The organism is Paraburkholderia tropica, from assembly GCF_014171495.1.
In the GTDB taxonomy this organism is placed as follows: domain Bacteria; phylum Pseudomonadota; class Gammaproteobacteria; order Burkholderiales; family Burkholderiaceae; genus Paraburkholderia; species Paraburkholderia tropica.
Genome location: NZ_CP049134.1, coordinates 1,750,779 through 1,767,198 on the forward strand (window position 1 = coordinate 1,750,779; position 16,420 = coordinate 1,767,198).

Consider the following 16,420-nt stretch of genomic DNA (forward strand, 5'->3'; position numbering starts at 1 on the left):
AGGTTCCCGCCTGGAGTGGTCTGGATTCGACTGGAACCGCCATGCCCTACGCCCTCGCTCCCACCCGCCACGCCGCGCGCGTGCGCGACGCCGTCGAAGGACGCCTGCCCGCGCCTTCGGGCTCGGCGCGGCTCGCGTCGTCGTGGCAGCGCTCGTTCGAGCGCTATCAGCTCGATCCCGGCTCGGTGATCGGCCCGCGCGTGCTGAGCGCCGCCGAACTGCGCGAAATCCGCGATCGCGAGGAGTCTTTTCTGCGCGCTTCGGGCCAGTGCCTCACGCGCCTGCACGACGTCGTGCGCGACGCCGACTATTGCGTGATGCTCACCGACGCGCATGGCGTGACGATCGACTACCGCATCGACCGCGAGCGCCGCAACGACTTCAAGCACGCGGGCCTGCATATCGGTTCGTGCTGGTCGGAGAGCGAGGAAGGCACGTGCGGCATCGCGAGCGTGCTGGCCGATCTCGCGCCGATCACCGTGCACAAGACCGATCATTTCCGCGCCGCGTTCACCACGCTCACCTGCAGCGCCGCGCCGATCTTTGCGCCCGGCGGCGAGCTGATCGGCGTGCTCGACGCCTCCGCCGTGCAGTCGCCCGATGGCCGCGAGAGCCAGCGCATCGTCAATCAGCTCGTGCGCCAGAGCGCGACGCTCATCGAGGACGGCTATTTCCTGCATCGCACCGCGTCGTGCTGGATTCTGTTCGGCCACCAGAGCCGCAATTACGTCGAGGCGCAGCCCGAACTACTGATCGCCTTCGACGAAAACGGCAACGTGGTCGCCGCGAACCGGCGCGCGCGCGAAATCATTCCGGGCCTCGAAGGTCCGCGCCATATCGACGAGATTTTCGATTCGTCGCACGTGCAGTTGCGCGATATCGGCCGCATCGAGGCCATCGCGGCGCTGCGCCTGCGGGCGAGCGGCGCGATGCTTTACGCGCGGATTCGCGCGCCGCTCGGACGGGTGCCGTCGCCGGGCGTGCATGGCGCGGTGCCGCTGCGCGACGTGCGCGATGCGCCCCAAACCCGCGCCGAGGAGGCGCACGACCGCAGCGCGCTCGGCCCGTTCCTGCGCAGCGCCGACGCGCGCGTGGCCGACAACGCGCGCATCGCACAGCGCGTCGTCGGCAAGCGGCTGCCGATTCTGCTGCTCGGCGAAACCGGCGCGGGCAAGGAAGTATTCGCGCGCGCGATCCACGATGCCGGGCCGCGCCGCAACCGGCCGTTCGTCGCGGTGAATTGCGGCGCGCTGCCCGAGTCGCTGATCGAGAGCGAGCTGTTCGGTTACGCGCCCGGCGCGTTCACGGGCGCGCGGCGTCACGGCGCGCGCGGCAAGATCGCGCTCGCCGACGGCGGCACGCTCTTTCTCGACGAAATCGGCGATATGCCGCTCGCGCTGCAGACGCGCCTGCTGCGCGTGCTCGCCGAAGGCGAAGTGCTGCCGCTCGGCGGCGAGACGCCGGTGCGCGTCGATCTCGACGTGATCTGCGCGACGCACCGCGATCTCACGCAGATGGCCGCGGCGGGCGCGTTTCGCGACGATCTCTACTACCGCCTGAGCGGCGCGGTGCTCACGCTGCCGCCGCTGCGCGAACGGCGCGACATCGGCATGCTGATCGACACGGTGTTCGCCGAAGAAGCGCAGGCCGCGGGCCGCCCGCTCGGCCTCGACGCCGCGCTGGCCGCGCAACTCGCCGCCTATGCGTGGCCCGGCAATCTGCGCCAGTTGCGCAACGCCATGCGCTACGCATGCGCCGTCTGCGACACCGTGCGTGTGGAGGCGCGGCATTTGAGCGCCGATCTCGCCGCGCAATTGCCTGATTCAGCGCGTGGGGGCGCCATGGCCTCGCGCGAGGGCGACCGCGCGTCGACGCGCGCCGAACGCGCGACGGGCCATCACGACAGCGCCGAACGCGCCCGCATCCTCGCCGCCCTCACCGCCCACCGCTGGCGTCCCGACGCCGCCGCCGCCGCGCTCGGCATCTCGCGCGCGACGCTCTATCGACGGATCGCGAAGCACGGCATCGTCGGGCCGCATCGCGCTTGAGCGTCGGCGCGTGCGGCTGTTCCGCCGTTCCAGCGGCAGTTTTCGCGCGCGCGCACCGTCATGGCGCACGCGCGCTCGTTGCGTCCGCCGCGATCGGCCTGTGCGCGCAATGCACAGAAGTATTAAATATTGTGCGGCGCGATTGTCTTGCCACGAAACGCTCGGTATAAATCGTCCGCTTCCCGTCCACGCAGGCGCGAACTGTCCTATCCTGATAGCGCAGCGCCCACCGACTGGATGCGTCGTCCGTTCCCGGCTAACCGAATTCGAATTGCCCTCAATGGAGCGATTGCCATGCTGAAGAAGCTGCTGATGCTGTTCCTCGCACTCGGTCTGTCGCTGTCCGCCGCGTTGGCCGCGGCGGTCGAAGTCAATACCGCCGATCAGGCGGCGCTCGAATCGGTCAAGGGCATCGGCCCCGTCCACGCCAAGGCGATCCTCGACGAACGTAGCAAAAACGGCCCGTTCAAGGATGCGGACGACCTCGCCACGCGCGTGAAGGGCATCGGTCCGAAGTCGGTGCAGAATCTCGAAGCCGCCGGTCTGACGATCAACGGTTCGTCGGCGCCGCCGGCGGGCAAGCCGGCAGCGTCGTCGAAGAGCAGCAAGGCGGCGACCACGGCGGCGCCCGGCGCCACGGCCGGCACCGCGCCGAATCCGATGACCACGGCCCCGACGTCAGCGGCGCCCGCCACCACGGCCACGACCGCGCCGGCCGCCTCGGACGCCAAGGCCGGCAAGTCCAAACGCAAGAGCAAGAAGGACAAGGAAGCCGCCGCCGCGAGCGCCGCGCAGGCGGGTTCCGCCGCGCCCGCCGCCACCGCGCCGGCCGCCGCTTCGGATACCAAAGCAAAGAAGAGCAAGAAGTCGAAGAAGAGCAAGGCCGCGTCCGACGCGGCCGCCTCGGGCGCTTGAGGTCGCGCGCCCGCTTTCCGGCACTTTCTGCCATCCCCGCGGCGCGCCTCGTGCGCGCCGTCCGATTTTCCGGCCGCGTCCCCCGTCGCGGCCATCATTAGTGAGATCGTCATGAGCCTGCTCGATACCCTCGGTTCCCTGCTCGGTTCGTCGCAACAGCAACAAGGCGGCGGCCAAACTCAACTCCTCGCGCTCGCGATGGAATTCGTCAACAATCAGCCGGGCGGCCTGAACGGCCTCATCCAGAAGTTCCAGCAAGGCGGTCTCGGCGACGTCGTGCAGTCGTGGGTCAGCAACGGCGAGAACCAGTCCGTTTCGCCCGATCAGCTGCACAACGTGCTCGGCTCGGACGTCGTCTCGGGTCTCGCGCAGAAGGTCGGCATGCAGCCCGAACAGGTCAGCGGCCTGCTCGCCCAGGTGCTGCCGCACGTCGTGAACGCGGGCACGCCGAACGGCGAAGTGCCGCAGGGCGGCCAGATCAACACCGAAAGCGTGCTCGGCACGCTCGGCGGCCTCGCCTCGCTGTTCGGCGGCGGCAACAAGCAGGCTTGATACGCTGACGCGAGGCGCGCCTCGCGCGCGCCGGTGCGTACTTTTGCGACGCCCATGAAAAAAGGGCTCCCCGAATCGGGGAGCCCTTTTTGTTTGAAGCGCGACAGATTACCGTCGCGCCAGCGGTGCATCAGCGAACTGAGAGCGCTTAATGAACGACGCGCTCGAACACCAGCTTGCCGTCCTGGACGTCGACCGGAATCACGTCCTTCGGTCCGAACTTGCCCGCGAGGATCAGCTTGGCGACCGGGTTTTCGATCTCCTGCTGGATCGCGCGCTTGAGCGGCCGCGCACCGAACAGCGGGTCGTAGCCGACATCCGCGATCTTGCCGAGCGCTTCGTCCGACACGACGAGTTCCATGTCGAGCTTTTCCAGACGCTCGCGCAGGCGCTGCAACTGGATCTTCGCGATCGACTCGATGTTGTCCTTGCCGAGCGCATGGAACACGACGACTTCGTCGATCCGGTTCAGGAACTCGGGGCGGAACTGCAGCTTCACTTCGTTCCAGACCGCTTCCTTGACCGCTTCCTGCGGCTCGCCGTGCATCGACTGGATGAGGTGCGAACCGAGGTTCGAGGTCATCACGATCACCGTGTTCTTGAAGTCGACGGTGCGGCCCTGGCCATCGGTCATGCGGCCGTCGTCGAGCACCTGCAACAGCACGTTGAACACATCCGGGTGCGCCTTCTCGACTTCGTCGAGCAGGATCACGCTATACGGCTTGCGGCGCACGGCCTCGGTCAGATAACCGCCTTCCTCGTAACCGACGTAGCCCGGCGGCGCGCCGATCAGACGCGCGACGCTGTGCTTCTCCATGAACTCGCTCATGTCGATGCGGATGAGGTGATCCTCCGAATCGAACAGGAAACCCGCGAGCGCCTTGCACAGCTCGGTCTTGCCCACGCCGGTCGGCCCGAGGAACAGGAACGAGCCGTACGGCTTGTTCGGGTCCGCGAGACCGGCGCGCGAACGGCGGATCGCATCCGACACCGCGTTAATCGCCTCGTCCTGGCCAACCACGCGCTCATGCAGCTTGTCTTCGATCAAGAGCAGCTTTTCGCGCTCGCCCTGCATCATGCGCGAGACCGGAATGCCGGTCGAACGCGACACGACTTCCGCGATTTCCTCGGCGCCCACCTGCGTGCGCAGCAGACGATGACGCTTCGGGCTGTTCTGCTCGGTGGCCTCGGCCTGCGCGACCTGCTTGAGCTGCGCTTCGAGTTGCGGCAGCTTGCCGTACTGCAATTCCGCGACCTTCTCGAGCTTGCCTTCGCGCTGGAACTTCGTGATCTCGGCACGCACCTTGTCGATGTCTTCCTTGATCTGCGCGCTGCCCTGCACCGCGGCCTTCTCGGCGGTCCAGATCTCTTCGAGGTCTTTATATTCGAGGCTCAGGCGATCGATTTCCTCTTCGATCAGCTGCAGACGCTTCTGCGACGCTTCGTCCTTTTCTTTCTTGACGGCTTCGCGCTCGATCTTCAGCTGGATCAGACGACGATCGAGCTTGTCCATCTCTTCGGGCTTCGAATCGATTTCCATCTTGATCTTCGACGCCGCTTCGTCGATCAGGTCGATCGCCTTGTCCGGCAGGAAACGGTCGGTGATGTAGCGATGCGACAGTTCCGCCGCCGCGACGATCGCCGGGTCGGTGATTTCCACGCCGTGGTGCAGTTCATATTTCTCCTGCAGACCGCGCAGAATCGCGATGGTCGCTTCGACCGACGGTTCGTCGACGAGCACCTTCTGGAAGCGGCGTTCGAGCGCGGCGTCCTTCTCGATGTACTTGCGATATTCGTCGAGCGTGGTCGCGCCGATGCAATGCAGCTCGCCGCGCGAGAGCGCCGGCTTGAGCATGTTGCCCGCGTCCATCGCGCCTTCGGCCTTGCCCGCGCCGACCATCGTGTGAATTTCGTCGATGAAGACGATGGTCTGGCCTTCGTCCTTGGCGATGTCGTTGAGCACCGACTTCAGGCGTTCCTCGAACTCGCCGCGATACTTCGCGCCCGCCAGCAGCGCGGCCATGTCGAGCGAGAGCACGCGCTTGCCCTTGAGCGTTTCCGGCACTTCGCCGTTGACGATGCGCTGCGCGAGACCTTCGACGATGGCCGTCTTGCCCACGCCGGGCTCGCCGATCAGCACCGGATTGTTCTTGGTGCGGCGTTGCAGGATCTGGATCGAGCGGCGGATTTCGTCGTCGCGGCCGATCACGGGATCGAGCTTGCCGGCGCGCGCGCGCTCGGTCAGGTCGACCGTGTACTTCTTGAGCGCCTCGCGCTGGCTTTCGGCGTCCTGGCTATGCACCTGCGCGCCGCCGCGCACCGCGACGATCGCGGCTTCGAGCGCCTTGCGCGAGAGGCCGTTCTTGCGCGCGATCTGGCCCGCGTCGCCCTTGTCGTCGGCGACGGCGAGCAGGAACATTTCGCTCGCGATATAGGTGTCGTTGAGCTTCTGCGCTTCCTTGTCGGCCTGATTGAGCAGACCCGTGAGCTCGCGCCCGACCTGCACGTTGCCGTCGGTGCCCTGCACCTGCGGCAAGCGGTTGATGGCGTCGTTGAGCGCGTTTTGCAGCGCCTGAACCTGCACGCCGGCCCGCGACATCAGCGAGCGCGCGGAACCGTCCTGTTGCGCGACGAGCGCCGCCAGCAGATGGACCGGTTCGATGTATTGATTGTCGCGGCCGACGGCCAGGCTTTGTGCGTCGGCGAGTGCTTCCTGAAACTTGGTGGTGAGCTTGTCGATTCTCATTTGAAACGAGACCTCCAGTAATCTTGACTGTCACCAGATTTAAGGGTCATTGAGCCGGTTTCAAGCGCACAGGCCGTCATTTTTTCCGATTTTTAATATGAGGGTGCGCTGGATGCGCAGATCGCCGTCCGCAGGGCGGATGACGGTGAAGCCGGTGGATTCGTCGGATCGAAGCGCGCCGTGAGGAGCGTCGCGAGATCGGGCGAAGTCAGCGCGTGGCGCTCGTCGCCTTTGCGCGCGGGATGAAGTTGACGGGCGCGAGGCCGAGCGCGCCGCTCAGTTCATGCTCCGGTTGCGCCAGTTCGCCGATGGTGTGGCGATCGAGTTCGGCGAGGAAGGCGTCGCGCGCGGCCGCCAGCGCATGCTTGAGGCGGCACTGCGGTTCGATGACGCAGCCGCGGCGCTCGCCGTGTTCGTCGGGAAAACAGCCGACCAGCGCGAAATCGCTCTCGGTGTGGCGCACCACGGTGCCGACGCTCAGCGACAGCGAATCCGCCGCGAGCCTCAGGCCGCCGTTACGGCCGCGCAGGGTGTCGACCCAGCCGAGTTCGCCCAGCCGCTGCACGACCTTCATCAGATGGTTCTTCGAGATGCCATAGGCGTCGGAGATTTCCTGGATCGTCGCCAGGCCGTCGCGGCGCAGCGCGAGATACAGCATCACGCGCAGCGAGTAGTCGGTGTAATCGGTCAGTCTCATGGCGATCGTTAAAAAATGAGTCAGGTCAATCGTGACGCTAATGCGTCTAAGATAACATGCAGCGCCCATGCAGGTTTTGCGCTGTCTGGGTATCATGACGCTTCGTATTTCCAGGCATTTTCCGGCATTTCCAGCCGCATCGGAACGTGCCGTGGCATTTGTACATCCGCAACAAGCCCATCATGACCGACGCACGCCCCGCCCCCTACGCCGAGCCGACCGAAGACAACATCCGCGAACTCGTCTACGCGTTCTATGACCGCGTGCGCGCGGACGCGCTGCTCGGCCCGGTCTTCGACGGCATGCTGGCCGGGCGCTGGGACGACCATCTGCCGAAGATGGTGCGCTTCTGGTCGAGCCTTGTGCTCGGGACGAAAACCTACCGCGGCAACGTGCAGCAGGCCCACAATCCCGTGGAAGGCGTCGAGCCGCGTCATTTCAGCCGCTGGCTCCATCTGTTTCTCGATACCGTGCAGGCGCGCTACGAGCCTGCCGCCGCGCTCCAGTTCATGGAGCCCGCGCTGCGAATCGCGCAGAGCCTGCAATTGAGCAAGTTCGGCTGGGACTACCAGATTCCGCCCGAACAGCAAGCCTTGCTCGATGCGGTCGCGCCGCGCCGCCGCCCCGCAGGCCACGGACACGATCACGACCTGCCCACGCGCCCGCCTGGCGAGCCGTTTCCGACGCGCATCGTCGGCCGCTCGATGGACGCGGACGAAGCCGATCGCGCGAACTGAGCGACGCCTGCGTCTGGCGTCGTCGGCTGATTCTGGCTGTTAGTTGCGATTCATCACGCAAGTCAGCGCGATCTGCCCCGTTTTATGCGCATAACGGCGGCCAGGCATCGCGTCCCAGCTTCAAAACAGGCTGCGATCGACTTTCGGCACTTCGGGCGCCAGCTTCAACAGCCTCTCGCTCTGCGCGACGACAACGCGCGCCACCGCGTCCACCAGCGCCCGTTCCTCGCCCACATAAACCTCGGCGCGCGCCAGTTCCGGCGCAAGCGCACTCGCCTGCCGCGCCATCCGCACGATCTCGCGCTCCAGAAAACGCGGCTGCGTGCGCGTGCGCTGGGCGAAATCCGCTAGCGCGTACGGCGTGAGCTCCTGTAGCCGGAATACGTCGCCATAGGCCATCGCCATGTCCTGCTCGACGTGCTCGCCGTAGGCGTTCACCGAAACGAGGTCGTACAGCGGCGCGGGCTCCAGATTCGACGCGCGCATGAAAAACGAGATGTTCTTGCCATGCGCGTCGCTATTGCCGATCAGCACGTGCAGCAGCGCCCAGCGCACGAGAAACGTGCGCGTCGACAGCGGATTGTCGAAATACGGCTCCAGCGCGAACAGCTTCTCGAAACTCACGCCTTCGCGGATATTGCGCACGTCGGCGACATTGCCGAAATTGCGCTCGTATTTGAACGACACGGGCAGATCCAGCGCCTGACAGCCGTCGATCACATGCCGCCGGCGCACCGCGGTCACAGTCTCGCCATCGGCGGGATCGATGCTTACAGCGCGATCGAAACGCTCGATCAGCAGAATCGGCTCGGGGATACGGCGAATCTCGACCGGCGCAACCTTGAGCCCCAGACGCGCCGCCAGCGTCATGCAGAAGTGCTCGTTGGCGACCATGTGCGGCGTAACGGCATTGCGCGACTCGGGCTTGAGAATATGCGTCGAACTGAGCGCGCCGTCCGCGAGCGCGAGGCGCGCGCCTTCCGCCAGCACCTGCAGCTTGTCCTGATAGCCGGCGACCGAGAGTCGCACCTTGCCGTCCCAGACCGGGAAATCGACGAGATCGCGTTCGCGGATCCGCTGGCTCAGTTCTTCCGTCGAAATCGGTCTGCGCAGCGGCGGCGCGGCCTCGACCGGCGCGCCGGGCAGGTCCGAGGGCGGCGCGAAGCTCAGCGCGCCGACGGGTTCCTTGCCGAGCACGCGCACGAGCCCGAAAACGTTCTCCTTCGAGATCTGATTGACGATCGATGCGACGTCGAGCGCGCGGCCTTCCGGCAGCAGGTTTTGCAGGAAACGCTGGACCGCGCCCGGCGCCGCGACCGCGCCCGAGAGCGGGATGTGCGGCGAGAGCGGAAAGGCGTCGTCGCGCTGGCGCCAGGCCGCGTCGTAGTCGAAACCGTAGCGCTCCTCGCGCGATTCGAAGCTCAACGTGCCGACCGGCGCATCGCCGGTTGTGACGCGCAGCGTATGGGCGGCCATCAGGGCGTCTCCTGCGCGCCGGGCGGCATCAGCTTGCGCACTGCCATGCTGGCTTCGCTGCGCGGCAGGACCAGCAGGCTGAGCCCGAGCCCGTTGAGAATCAGAAACACCTTGTCGAGACTGACCGAGCGACCGTTTTCGAGCCGCGACAGCACGTCCTTGGAGACGCCGAGCATTTGCGCGGCATCGTCGATACGCAGTTCGCTTTGTGCGCGGCGATTGCGCACGAGCAGGCCGAGCGCGGCCATGTCCAGCGCCAGCGGGTCCGGGCGTTCAATCGGTCGAGGCAAGGTGCGGGGCATGGCGGGCGCGTCCAGAATGTCCAGATTTTCGGAATCAGCCGCTTGATGCGGCCATAATTCCGAGAATATCAGAATTATTCCGTTGGACGCCAGTTTTGGCGAATAGTTCTCGCATTTAAGGAATAAATCGACTCAGCCCACACGGCGAGCCGATTATTCTCATATTTCAGGAATTATTCCGTACGATCCACGGTTGCGCTTGTTATTCTGATATTTCAGGAACAATCGATAGAATACGCACGCATGCGTGTTTAATCCGGCTTGACCGCCGCATTCCCCGACTCGATCCCCCAACGCGCCAGCGCCGCGTCGTCGCTTTCGCGCGCATCGACCCAGCGCGCGCCGTGCTCGGTCGCTTCCTTCTTCCAGAACGGCGCTTCGCTTTTCAGGTAATCCATCACGAACTCGCAAGACGCGAACGCATCGCCGCGATGCTTCGACGTCGTCGCGACCAGCACGATCTGGTCGAGCGGCGCGAGCTGGCCGACCCGATGCACGATCAGCACCTCGATGCCCGGCCAACGCGTGCGCGCCGCCTCGACGATGTTCTCCAGCGCCTTCTCCGTCATCCCCGGATAGTGCTCGAGCTCCATCCCCGCGACCGCGCTGCCGTCGTTCAGGTCGCGCACGGTGCCGACAAAGCACGCCACCGCGCCGATCGACGGATTGTTGGCGCGCAGTTGCGCGACTTCGGTCGTCAGGTCGAAATCCCCGGTCTGAACCCGCACGGGCATGACTGCTCTCCTTAATCGTCGTGAGGGATTCAGCCGCCGGTGACGGGCGGGAAAAACGCGACTTCGCAGCCTTCGGTAATGCGCGTGCGCGGGTCGGTCATGACGTGGTTGCACGCCATGCGCAGCGAACGGCCTTCCGCCAGCGTCTCCGCCCAGACGCCGCCGCGTGCGCGCAGCCAGCCGCGCACATCGCCGACCGTGACGATGCTGTCGGGCAGCGTGACCGTTTCATCGGCGACGCCCAGTGCTTCACGCACGCTCGCAAAAAATTTCAGCTGGATTTTCATCGTTTCAAACTCAGTACAGCAATTCGGTAAAGGGGATGAAGCGCACGATCTCACCGGCGCTGATCGTATGATTCGGCGGATTGTCGATGATGCCGTCGCCCCAGACCGTCGAAGTCAGCACCGCCGAACTCTGGTTCGAGAACAGGTCGAGGCCGCCCGCCGGATTCACGCGCGCGCGCAGGAACTCGTTGCGGCGATCCGATTTGGTCTGCGTGAAATCGGCGCGCAGCGACAACGCGCGCGGGCTGACGTGCGCGACACCCGCGAGACGCAGCAGGAACGGGCGCACGAACAGCAGGAAGGTCACGAAGCTCGACACCGGATTGCCCGGCAGCCCGATGAAAAACGCCTGCCCCGCTTCGTTCGCGCCACGCCGCACCGCGCCGAACGCGAGCGGCTTGCCCGGCTTCATGGCGATCTGCCACATGCCGATATGGCCTTCCGCCTCTACGGCCGGACGCACATGATCTTCCTCGCCCACCGACACACCGCCCGAGGTCAGAATCAGATCGTGCTGCGCGGCGGCTTCGCGCAAGGTCGCGCGCGTGGCGTCGAGCTGATCGGGAACGATGCCGTAATCGGTCACGTCGCAGCCCAGATTGCGCAGCAGGCCCGTGAGCGTGAAACGGTTCGAGTTGTAGATCGAACCCGGTTTGAGCGGCTCGCCGGGCATCGTCAGTTCGTCGCCGGTGAAGAACACCGCCACCTTCACGCGGCGCGTGACCGTGAGCGTCGCGCAGCCGACCGAGGCCGCCAGCCCGAGCGCCGCGGGCGACAGGCGCGTGCCCACGGGCAGGATCACCGAATCCTTCTTGATGTCCGCGCCCTGGGCCGTGATCCACTCGCCGGCCTTGGGCGTGTGCAGGATCGTCACTTCGCCGTCGCCGGCTTCGGCCTGCTCCTGCATCACCACGGCGTCCGCGCCCGGCGGCACGGTCGCGCCCGTGAAGATGCGCGCCGCCGTGCCTGCCGTGAGCGGCTGCGGCGCGTGACCGGCCGGAATGCGCTGCGAGACCGGCAAGCGGCGGCTGCCTTGATGCAGGTCGGCCGCGCGCACGGCGTAGCCGTCCATCGCGCTCGTGTTCATCGGCGGCACGTCGAGCGGCGACACCACCTCGACCGCCAGCACGCGGTTGAGCGCGTCGAAGGTCGAGAGCGTTTCGGTTTGCGTGAGCGGCTGCGCGGCGGCGAGCAAGGTCGCGAGCGCATCGGCGGTCGAGATCATCGGCGGGCGCGGGGCGCCTGTAGCGGCGTTCGTGGCGGCGCGGGTGCCTGAATTCGGGGCTTGGGGCGTGGACATGGGCGGGATGTTGGGGCGTACGGGACGAGGCGCGATCCGCGGTGCTTGCAGAGCGCTCCGCGCGACGCCTTCGGCAGTGGGTCTGCCGTTATTGTAGCGGCGGGCAGGCGGCATTGCGCCGCGTGCCCTTATGCCGTGAATTCGCCGTGTGCGTCGAGGACTGCGCGCCGCGAGCGGCTCGCGCCCGCGGCGGGTACGGCGGCAGAACCGATCAGTCCTGCGTGTGCGCCGTGATGTAGTCCTTCACCTGCTTCGCGTCGGCGGCCACCACTTCGAAACGCTGCGGCAGCGCCTCCAGGCCTTCGAACGCCGCCGGACGCTCGGCTTCGCGATCGAGCGCTTCGCGGATCGTCTCGCCGAACTTCACCGGCTGCGCCGTTTCCAGCACGATCATCGGCACGCCCGGTTGCAGGTGCTCGCGCGCGACCTTCACGCCGTCGGCCGTATGCGTGTCGATCATCGTCTTGTAGCGCGTGAAGACGTCGCGGATCGTCGCGATACGGTCGTCGTGGCCGCTGCGGCCCGACACGAAGCCGAACTGCTGCACGCGCACGAAGTCGCCGCTCGCCGCGAGATCGAAACCGCCCTTCTCCTCGACGTCGCGGAACAGCTGCGCGACGCGCGCCGGATCGCGGCCCAGCAGGTCATAGACGAAGCGCTCGAAGTTCGAGGCCTTCGAGATGTCCATGCTCGGGCTGGTCGTGTGATACGTCTCGGCCGACGCGCGCACGCGATAGACGCCGGTGCGGAAGAACTCGTCGAGCACGTCGTTCTCGTTGGTCGCGACCACGAGCTTATCGATCGGCAGACCCATCATGCGCGCGATGTGACCCGCGCAGACGTTGCCGAAGTTGCCCGAAGGGACCGTGAACGACACGCGCTCGTCGTTGCTCTTCGTGGCGGCGAAATAGCCCGCGAAGTAGTAGACGACCTGCGCCACGACGCGCGCCCAGTTGATCGAATTGACCGTGCCGATCTTGTGCGCGGCCTTGTACGCGTGATCGTTCGAGACCGCCTTGACGATGTCCTGGCAGTCGTCGAACACGCCTTCCACCGCGAGGTTGAAGATGTTCGGATCCTGGAGGCTGAACATCTGCGCGGTCTGGAACGCGCTCATCTTCTTGTGCGGCGAGAGCATGAACACGCGCACGCCTTTCTTGCCGCGCATCGCGTATTCCGCCGCGCTGCCGGTGTCGCCCGACGTGGCGCCCAGAATGTTCAGCTGCTGGCCGGCTTTGGCGAGCGTGTACTCGAACAGATTGCCGAGCAGCTGCATCGCCATGTCCTTGAACGCGAGTGTCGGACCGTTCGAGAGTTCGAGCAGCGAGAGCGTCGTGCCGTTTTCCTCGCCGAGCGTGGTCAGCGGCGTGATCTTGCTCGCGTCCTCGCCGTGGCGCACGTTGCAGTACGTGGCCGCGGTGTAGGTGCGGCGCGTGAGGTCGCGCAGATCGTCGGCGGGAATGTCGTCGCTAAACTTCGAGAGGACCTCGAACGCGAGGTCCGCGTACGAGAGACCGCGCCAGCGCGCGAGTTCTTCCTTGCCGATCTGCGGATACTGCGCCGGCAGATACAGGCCGCCGTCGCGTGCGAGGCCGCCCAGCAGGATGTCCGAGAACGAATGCTGCTCGCCGGCGCCCGCGCCGCGCGTGGATACGTAATTCATTGCTGGTCCTTGCCTTACCTTAGTTCAGTCCTTCCATGCGCAGCTTCGTCACCGACGACTTCACGGTCGCCAGCTTCTCGATCTGCGCGATCGCCGCGTTGACGTTCTTTTCGAGCGTCTCGTGCGTGATCAGGATGATGTCGGTCTCCGCCTTGCCCTGCGCGTCCACTTCTTCCGACTCCTTCTGCAGCAGCGCGTCGATCGAAATGCCGCTGTCGGCCAGGATGCGCGTGATGTCGGCCATCACGCCGGTCTGGTCGGCCACGCGCAGGCGCAGGTAGTAACCGCTCGTGACTTCCTCGATCGGCAGGATCGGCGTGTTCGAGAGGCTATCCGGCTGGAACGCCAGATGCGGTACGCGATGCTCGGGATCGGCCGTATGCAGGCGCGTCACGTCCACGAGATCGGCCACGACCGCCGAGGCCGTCGGCTCCGCGCCCGCGCCCTTGCCGTAGTACAGCGTGGTGCCCACGGCGTCGCCGTGCACGACCACCGCGTTCATCGGGCCTTCCACGTTCGCGAGCAGCCGCTTCGCCGGGATCAGCGTCGGATGCGTGCGCAGCTCGATGCCCTTCTCCGTGCGGCGCGCGATGCCCAGCAGCTTGATGCGATAGCCGAGTTCTTCCGCGTACTTGATGTCGATGGCGTCGAGCTTGCTGATGCCTTCCACGTAAGCCTTGTCGAACTGCACCGGCACGCCGAACGCGATCGCGCTCATGATCGTGGCCTTGTGCGCGGCGTCCACGCCTTCGATGTCGAAGGTCGGGTCGGCTTCCGCGTAGCCGAGTTCCTGCGCGCCCTTCAGTGCGGTCGCGAAGTCGAGGCCGCGCTCGCGCATTTCCGAGAGGATGTAGTTCGTCGTGCCGTTGATGATGCCGGCGATGTACTGGATGCGGTTGGCCGTCAGACCTTCACGCAGCGCCTTGATGATGGGGATGCCGCCCGCCACCGCCGCTTCGAACGCGACCATCACGCCCTTGGCGCGTGCGGCCTGGAAAATTTCCGTGCCGTGCACCGCCAGCAGCGCCTTGTTGGCCGTGACCACGTGCTTGCCGTTGGCGATCGCGCGCAGCACGAGGTCCTTGGCGAGGGCGGTGCCGCCGATCATTTCGGCGATGATCGAAATCGACGGATCGTCGACGACGGCGTTGAAGTCGGTCGTCAGGTCGACGCTGCCGGCTTCGCTGCCGAGCGCCGCGGTGGCCTTGGCCGGATTGCGCACGGCAATGCGCGCGATCTCGATGCCGCGGCCCGCGCGGCGTTTGATTTCTTCCTGGTTGCGGCGCAGTACCGTGAAGGTGCCGCTGCCCACCGTGCCGAAGCCCAAGAGACCTACTTTGATCGGTTCCATGCAGCGTGTGTTCGTCTAAGTGTGTGAAAAGGAAATGCGTTTGCGTGGCGTTTTTCGTGGCGTCTGCGTGACGGGTGCCGTCGCTCAGGTGCCGTGACGCTGGCGATAGCCGTCGAGGAAGCGCGCGATCCGGTTGATCGAATCGGTCAGGTCGTCGACGTTCGGCAGGAACACCACGCGGAAGTGATCCGGCTGCTTCCAGTTGAAGCCCGTTCCCTGCACGAGCAGCACGCGCTCCTGCAGCAGCAGATCGAGGATGAACTGCTGGTCGTCCTGGATCGGATAGAGCTTCGGATCGAGGCGCGGGAACATGTACAGCGCCGCTTCCGGCTTCACGCAGCTCACGCCCGGAATGGCCGTGAGCATGTTGTACGCGAGTTCGCGCTGGCGATACAGGCGGCCGCCCGGCTGGATCAGCTCGTTGATGCTCTGGTAGCCGCCGAGCGCCGTCTGGATGGCGTACTGGCCCGGCACGTTCGCGCACAGGCGCATCGACGCGAGAATGCCGAGGCCTTCGGTGTAGTCCTTCGAGCGGCGGCGGTTTTCGCCCGTCATGCCCGAGAGGAACATCCAGCCCGCGCGGTAGCCGCACGCGCGGTAGCTCTTCGAGAGGCTGTTGAGCGTGACCGTGATGACGTCTTCCGAGAGCGAGCCGAGCGCCGTGTGCGTCTTGCCGTCGTAGATGATCTTGTCGTAGACCTCGTCGGCGAAGATGATCAGGCCGTGCTCGCGCGCGATCGCCACGAGGCCTTGCAGCAGTTCGTCCGAATACAGCGCGCCCGTCGGGTTGTTCGGATTGATGACGACGAGCGCGCGCGTGTTCGGCGTGATCTTCGCGCGGATGTCGTCGAGATCGGGCATCCACGCGTTCGATTCGTCGCAGATGTAGTGAATGGGCGTGCCGCCCGACAGGCTCACGGCCGCCGTCCAGAGCGGATAGTCGGGCGCGGGCAGCAGCACTTCGTCGCCGTCGTTCAGCAGCGCCTGCATGGCCATCACGATCAGCTCGGACGCGCCGTTGCCGATGTAGATGTCGTCGAGCTCGACGCCCTTGACGCCCTTTTGCTGCGCGTAATGCATGATCGCCTTGCGCGCGGCGAACACGCCCTTCGAGTCCGAATAGCCCGAGGAGCCCGGCAGGTTCAGGATCATGTCCTGAATGACCTCGTCCGGCGCGTCGAAGCCGAACGGCGCCAGATTGCCGATGTTCAGCTTGATGATGCGATGGCCTTCTTCTTCGAGGCGCTTGGCATGCTCGAGCACCGGCCCGCGGATGTCGTAGCAAACGTTCTGCAGCTTGTTGGATTTGAGAATCGGTTTCACGGCGGGCTTTCGGTCTGGGAAACGGTCTTAAGGGGCCAAATAGGCGAGTCGGGCATTGGCCGGGCGCGGCATACCGGGTAACTATACAGAGCGGGCCGAACGGCGCACGGGCCGCGAGCCTGTCGAGGCAAGGGGCGAGCGTGGCTGCGGCACGGGCCAACTCCGGCTAACCACGGGAAACTGCGGACATCTTCGGGCAACGTGCCAGTTGCAGCTTGTGACTGCGTTCGCCGGCTGGGTGTGTCCACTGGGTGTATCCAGACAGGATGTCGCAGGCGAATGGCGCGGA

Annotated in this window: 14 protein-coding genes; 4 read left to right on the plus strand and 10 right to left on the minus strand. The window is 65.8% G+C overall.

The window, feature by feature from the left end:
* Nucleotides 1–41: 41 nt before the first annotated feature.
* From G5S35_RS07795 to G5S35_RS07805, 3 genes are all read left to right on the plus strand, one after another.
* Nucleotides 42–2,048 carry a sigma-54-dependent Fis family transcriptional regulator gene (locus G5S35_RS07795; RefSeq protein WP_074984229.1) on the plus strand — a complete coding sequence of 669 codons (2,007 nt, stop codon included), beginning with the start codon at nucleotides 42–44 and terminating at the stop codon, nucleotides 2,046–2,048.
* A gap of 294 nt (nucleotides 2,049–2,342) precedes the next feature.
* Nucleotides 2,343–2,963, plus strand: coding sequence for a ComEA family DNA-binding protein (locus G5S35_RS07800; RefSeq protein ID WP_183038138.1), 621 nt, complete (start codon nucleotides 2,343–2,345; stop codon nucleotides 2,961–2,963).
* 111 nt (nucleotides 2,964–3,074) lie between these two features.
* On the plus strand, nucleotides 3,075–3,515 hold the full coding sequence (locus G5S35_RS07805) for a YidB family protein (protein ID WP_065060059.1): 441 nt from the start codon (nucleotides 3,075–3,077) through the stop codon (nucleotides 3,513–3,515).
* A 148-nt stretch (nucleotides 3,516–3,663) separates the two neighbouring features.
* Here G5S35_RS07805 and clpB read toward each other — a convergent pair whose 3' ends face one another.
* Both clpB and G5S35_RS07815 read right to left on the minus strand, forming a co-directional pair.
* Nucleotides 3,664–6,261 (minus strand): ATP-dependent chaperone ClpB, encoded by a 2,598-nt coding sequence (gene clpB / locus G5S35_RS07810; protein ID WP_065060060.1) that lies wholly within the window; start codon nucleotides 6,259–6,261, stop codon nucleotides 3,664–3,666.
* 208 nt (nucleotides 6,262–6,469) lie between these two features.
* Nucleotides 6,470–6,958, minus strand: a complete 489-nt coding sequence (locus tag G5S35_RS07815; RefSeq protein ID WP_124261025.1) for an Rrf2 family transcriptional regulator — start codon at nucleotides 6,956–6,958, stop codon at nucleotides 6,470–6,472.
* A 182-nt stretch (nucleotides 6,959–7,140) separates the two neighbouring features.
* Here G5S35_RS07815 and G5S35_RS07820 point away from each other — a divergent pair, with 182 nt between their 5' ends.
* A complete protein-coding gene (locus G5S35_RS07820) occupies nucleotides 7,141–7,695 on the plus strand; it encodes a group III truncated hemoglobin (RefSeq protein WP_074984345.1) in 555 nt (184 codons plus the stop codon).
* A 120-nt stretch (nucleotides 7,696–7,815) separates the two neighbouring features.
* Here G5S35_RS07820 and G5S35_RS07825 read toward each other — a convergent pair whose 3' ends face one another.
* From G5S35_RS07825 to G5S35_RS07860, 8 genes are all read right to left on the minus strand, one after another.
* Entirely contained in the window at nucleotides 7,816–9,171 is a 1,356-nt protein-coding gene (locus G5S35_RS07825; protein WP_183038139.1) for a HipA domain-containing protein, read from the minus strand.
* A complete protein-coding gene (locus G5S35_RS07830; RefSeq protein WP_074984232.1) occupies nucleotides 9,171–9,473 on the minus strand; it encodes a helix-turn-helix domain-containing protein in 303 nt (100 codons plus the stop codon). Before G5S35_RS07830 ends, G5S35_RS07825 begins: the two co-directional genes overlap by 1 nt.
* Nucleotides 9,474–9,724: 251 nt before the next feature.
* Nucleotides 9,725–10,207, minus strand: coding sequence for a molybdenum cofactor biosynthesis protein MoaE (locus tag G5S35_RS07835; RefSeq protein ID WP_065060064.1), 483 nt, complete (start codon nucleotides 10,205–10,207; stop codon nucleotides 9,725–9,727).
* 29 nt (nucleotides 10,208–10,236) lie between these two features.
* Nucleotides 10,237–10,494 carry a molybdopterin converting factor subunit 1 gene (gene moaD, locus G5S35_RS07840; RefSeq protein ID WP_074984234.1) on the minus strand — a complete coding sequence of 86 codons (258 nt, stop codon included), beginning with the start codon at nucleotides 10,492–10,494 and terminating at the stop codon, nucleotides 10,237–10,239.
* 10 nt (nucleotides 10,495–10,504) lie between these two features.
* The gene (locus G5S35_RS07845; RefSeq protein WP_183038140.1) at nucleotides 10,505–11,719 is read right to left on the minus strand and encodes a molybdopterin molybdotransferase MoeA; all 1,215 of its coding nucleotides are present in this window, start codon (nucleotides 11,717–11,719) and stop codon (nucleotides 10,505–10,507) included.
* A 286-nt stretch (nucleotides 11,720–12,005) separates the two neighbouring features.
* The gene (gene thrC, locus G5S35_RS07850; RefSeq protein ID WP_183038141.1) at nucleotides 12,006–13,457 is read right to left on the minus strand and encodes a threonine synthase; all 1,452 of its coding nucleotides are present in this window, start codon (nucleotides 13,455–13,457) and stop codon (nucleotides 12,006–12,008) included.
* Between the two features lie 19 nt (nucleotides 13,458–13,476).
* On the minus strand, nucleotides 13,477–14,808 hold the full coding sequence (locus G5S35_RS07855; RefSeq protein ID WP_065060068.1) for a homoserine dehydrogenase: 1,332 nt from the start codon (nucleotides 14,806–14,808) through the stop codon (nucleotides 13,477–13,479).
* Nucleotides 14,809–14,892: 84 nt separating this feature from the next.
* Entirely contained in the window at nucleotides 14,893–16,131 is a 1,239-nt protein-coding gene (locus G5S35_RS07860; RefSeq protein ID WP_065060069.1) for a pyridoxal phosphate-dependent aminotransferase, read from the minus strand.
* Nucleotides 16,132–16,420 lie beyond the last annotated feature (289 nt).

Coding starts and splice junctions, on each gene's coding strand:
- G5S35_RS07845 (WP_183038140.1), bottom strand. CDS start 11,719: ATGATCTCGACCGCCGATGCGCTCGCGACCTTGCTCGCCGCCGCGCAG.
- G5S35_RS07815 (WP_124261025.1), bottom strand. CDS start 6,958: ATGAGACTGACCGATTACACCGACTACTCGCTGCGCGTGATGCTGTAT.
- clpB (WP_065060060.1), bottom strand. CDS start 6,261: ATGAGAATCGACAAGCTCACCACCAAGTTTCAGGAAGCACTCGCCGAC.
- G5S35_RS07800 (WP_183038138.1), top strand. CDS start 2,343: ATGCTGAAGAAGCTGCTGATGCTGTTCCTCGCACTCGGTCTGTCGCTG.
- G5S35_RS07855 (WP_065060068.1), bottom strand. CDS start 14,808: ATGGAACCGATCAAAGTAGGTCTCTTGGGCTTCGGCACGGTGGGCAGC.
- G5S35_RS07825 (WP_183038139.1), bottom strand. CDS start 9,171: ATGGCCGCCCATACGCTGCGCGTCACAACCGGCGATGCGCCGGTCGGC.
- G5S35_RS07820 (WP_074984345.1), top strand. CDS start 7,141: ATGACCGACGCACGCCCCGCCCCCTACGCCGAGCCGACCGAAGACAAC.
- G5S35_RS07830 (WP_074984232.1), bottom strand. CDS start 9,473: ATGCCCCGCACCTTGCCTCGACCGATTGAACGCCCGGACCCGCTGGCG.
- G5S35_RS07805 (WP_065060059.1), top strand. CDS start 3,075: ATGAGCCTGCTCGATACCCTCGGTTCCCTGCTCGGTTCGTCGCAACAG.
- G5S35_RS07795 (WP_074984229.1), top strand. CDS start 42: ATGCCCTACGCCCTCGCTCCCACCCGCCACGCCGCGCGCGTGCGCGAC.
- moaD (WP_074984234.1), bottom strand. CDS start 10,494: ATGAAAATCCAGCTGAAATTTTTTGCGAGCGTGCGTGAAGCACTGGGC.
- G5S35_RS07835 (WP_065060064.1), bottom strand. CDS start 10,207: ATGCCCGTGCGGGTTCAGACCGGGGATTTCGACCTGACGACCGAAGTC.
- thrC (WP_183038141.1), bottom strand. CDS start 13,457: ATGAATTACGTATCCACGCGCGGCGCGGGCGCCGGCGAGCAGCATTCG.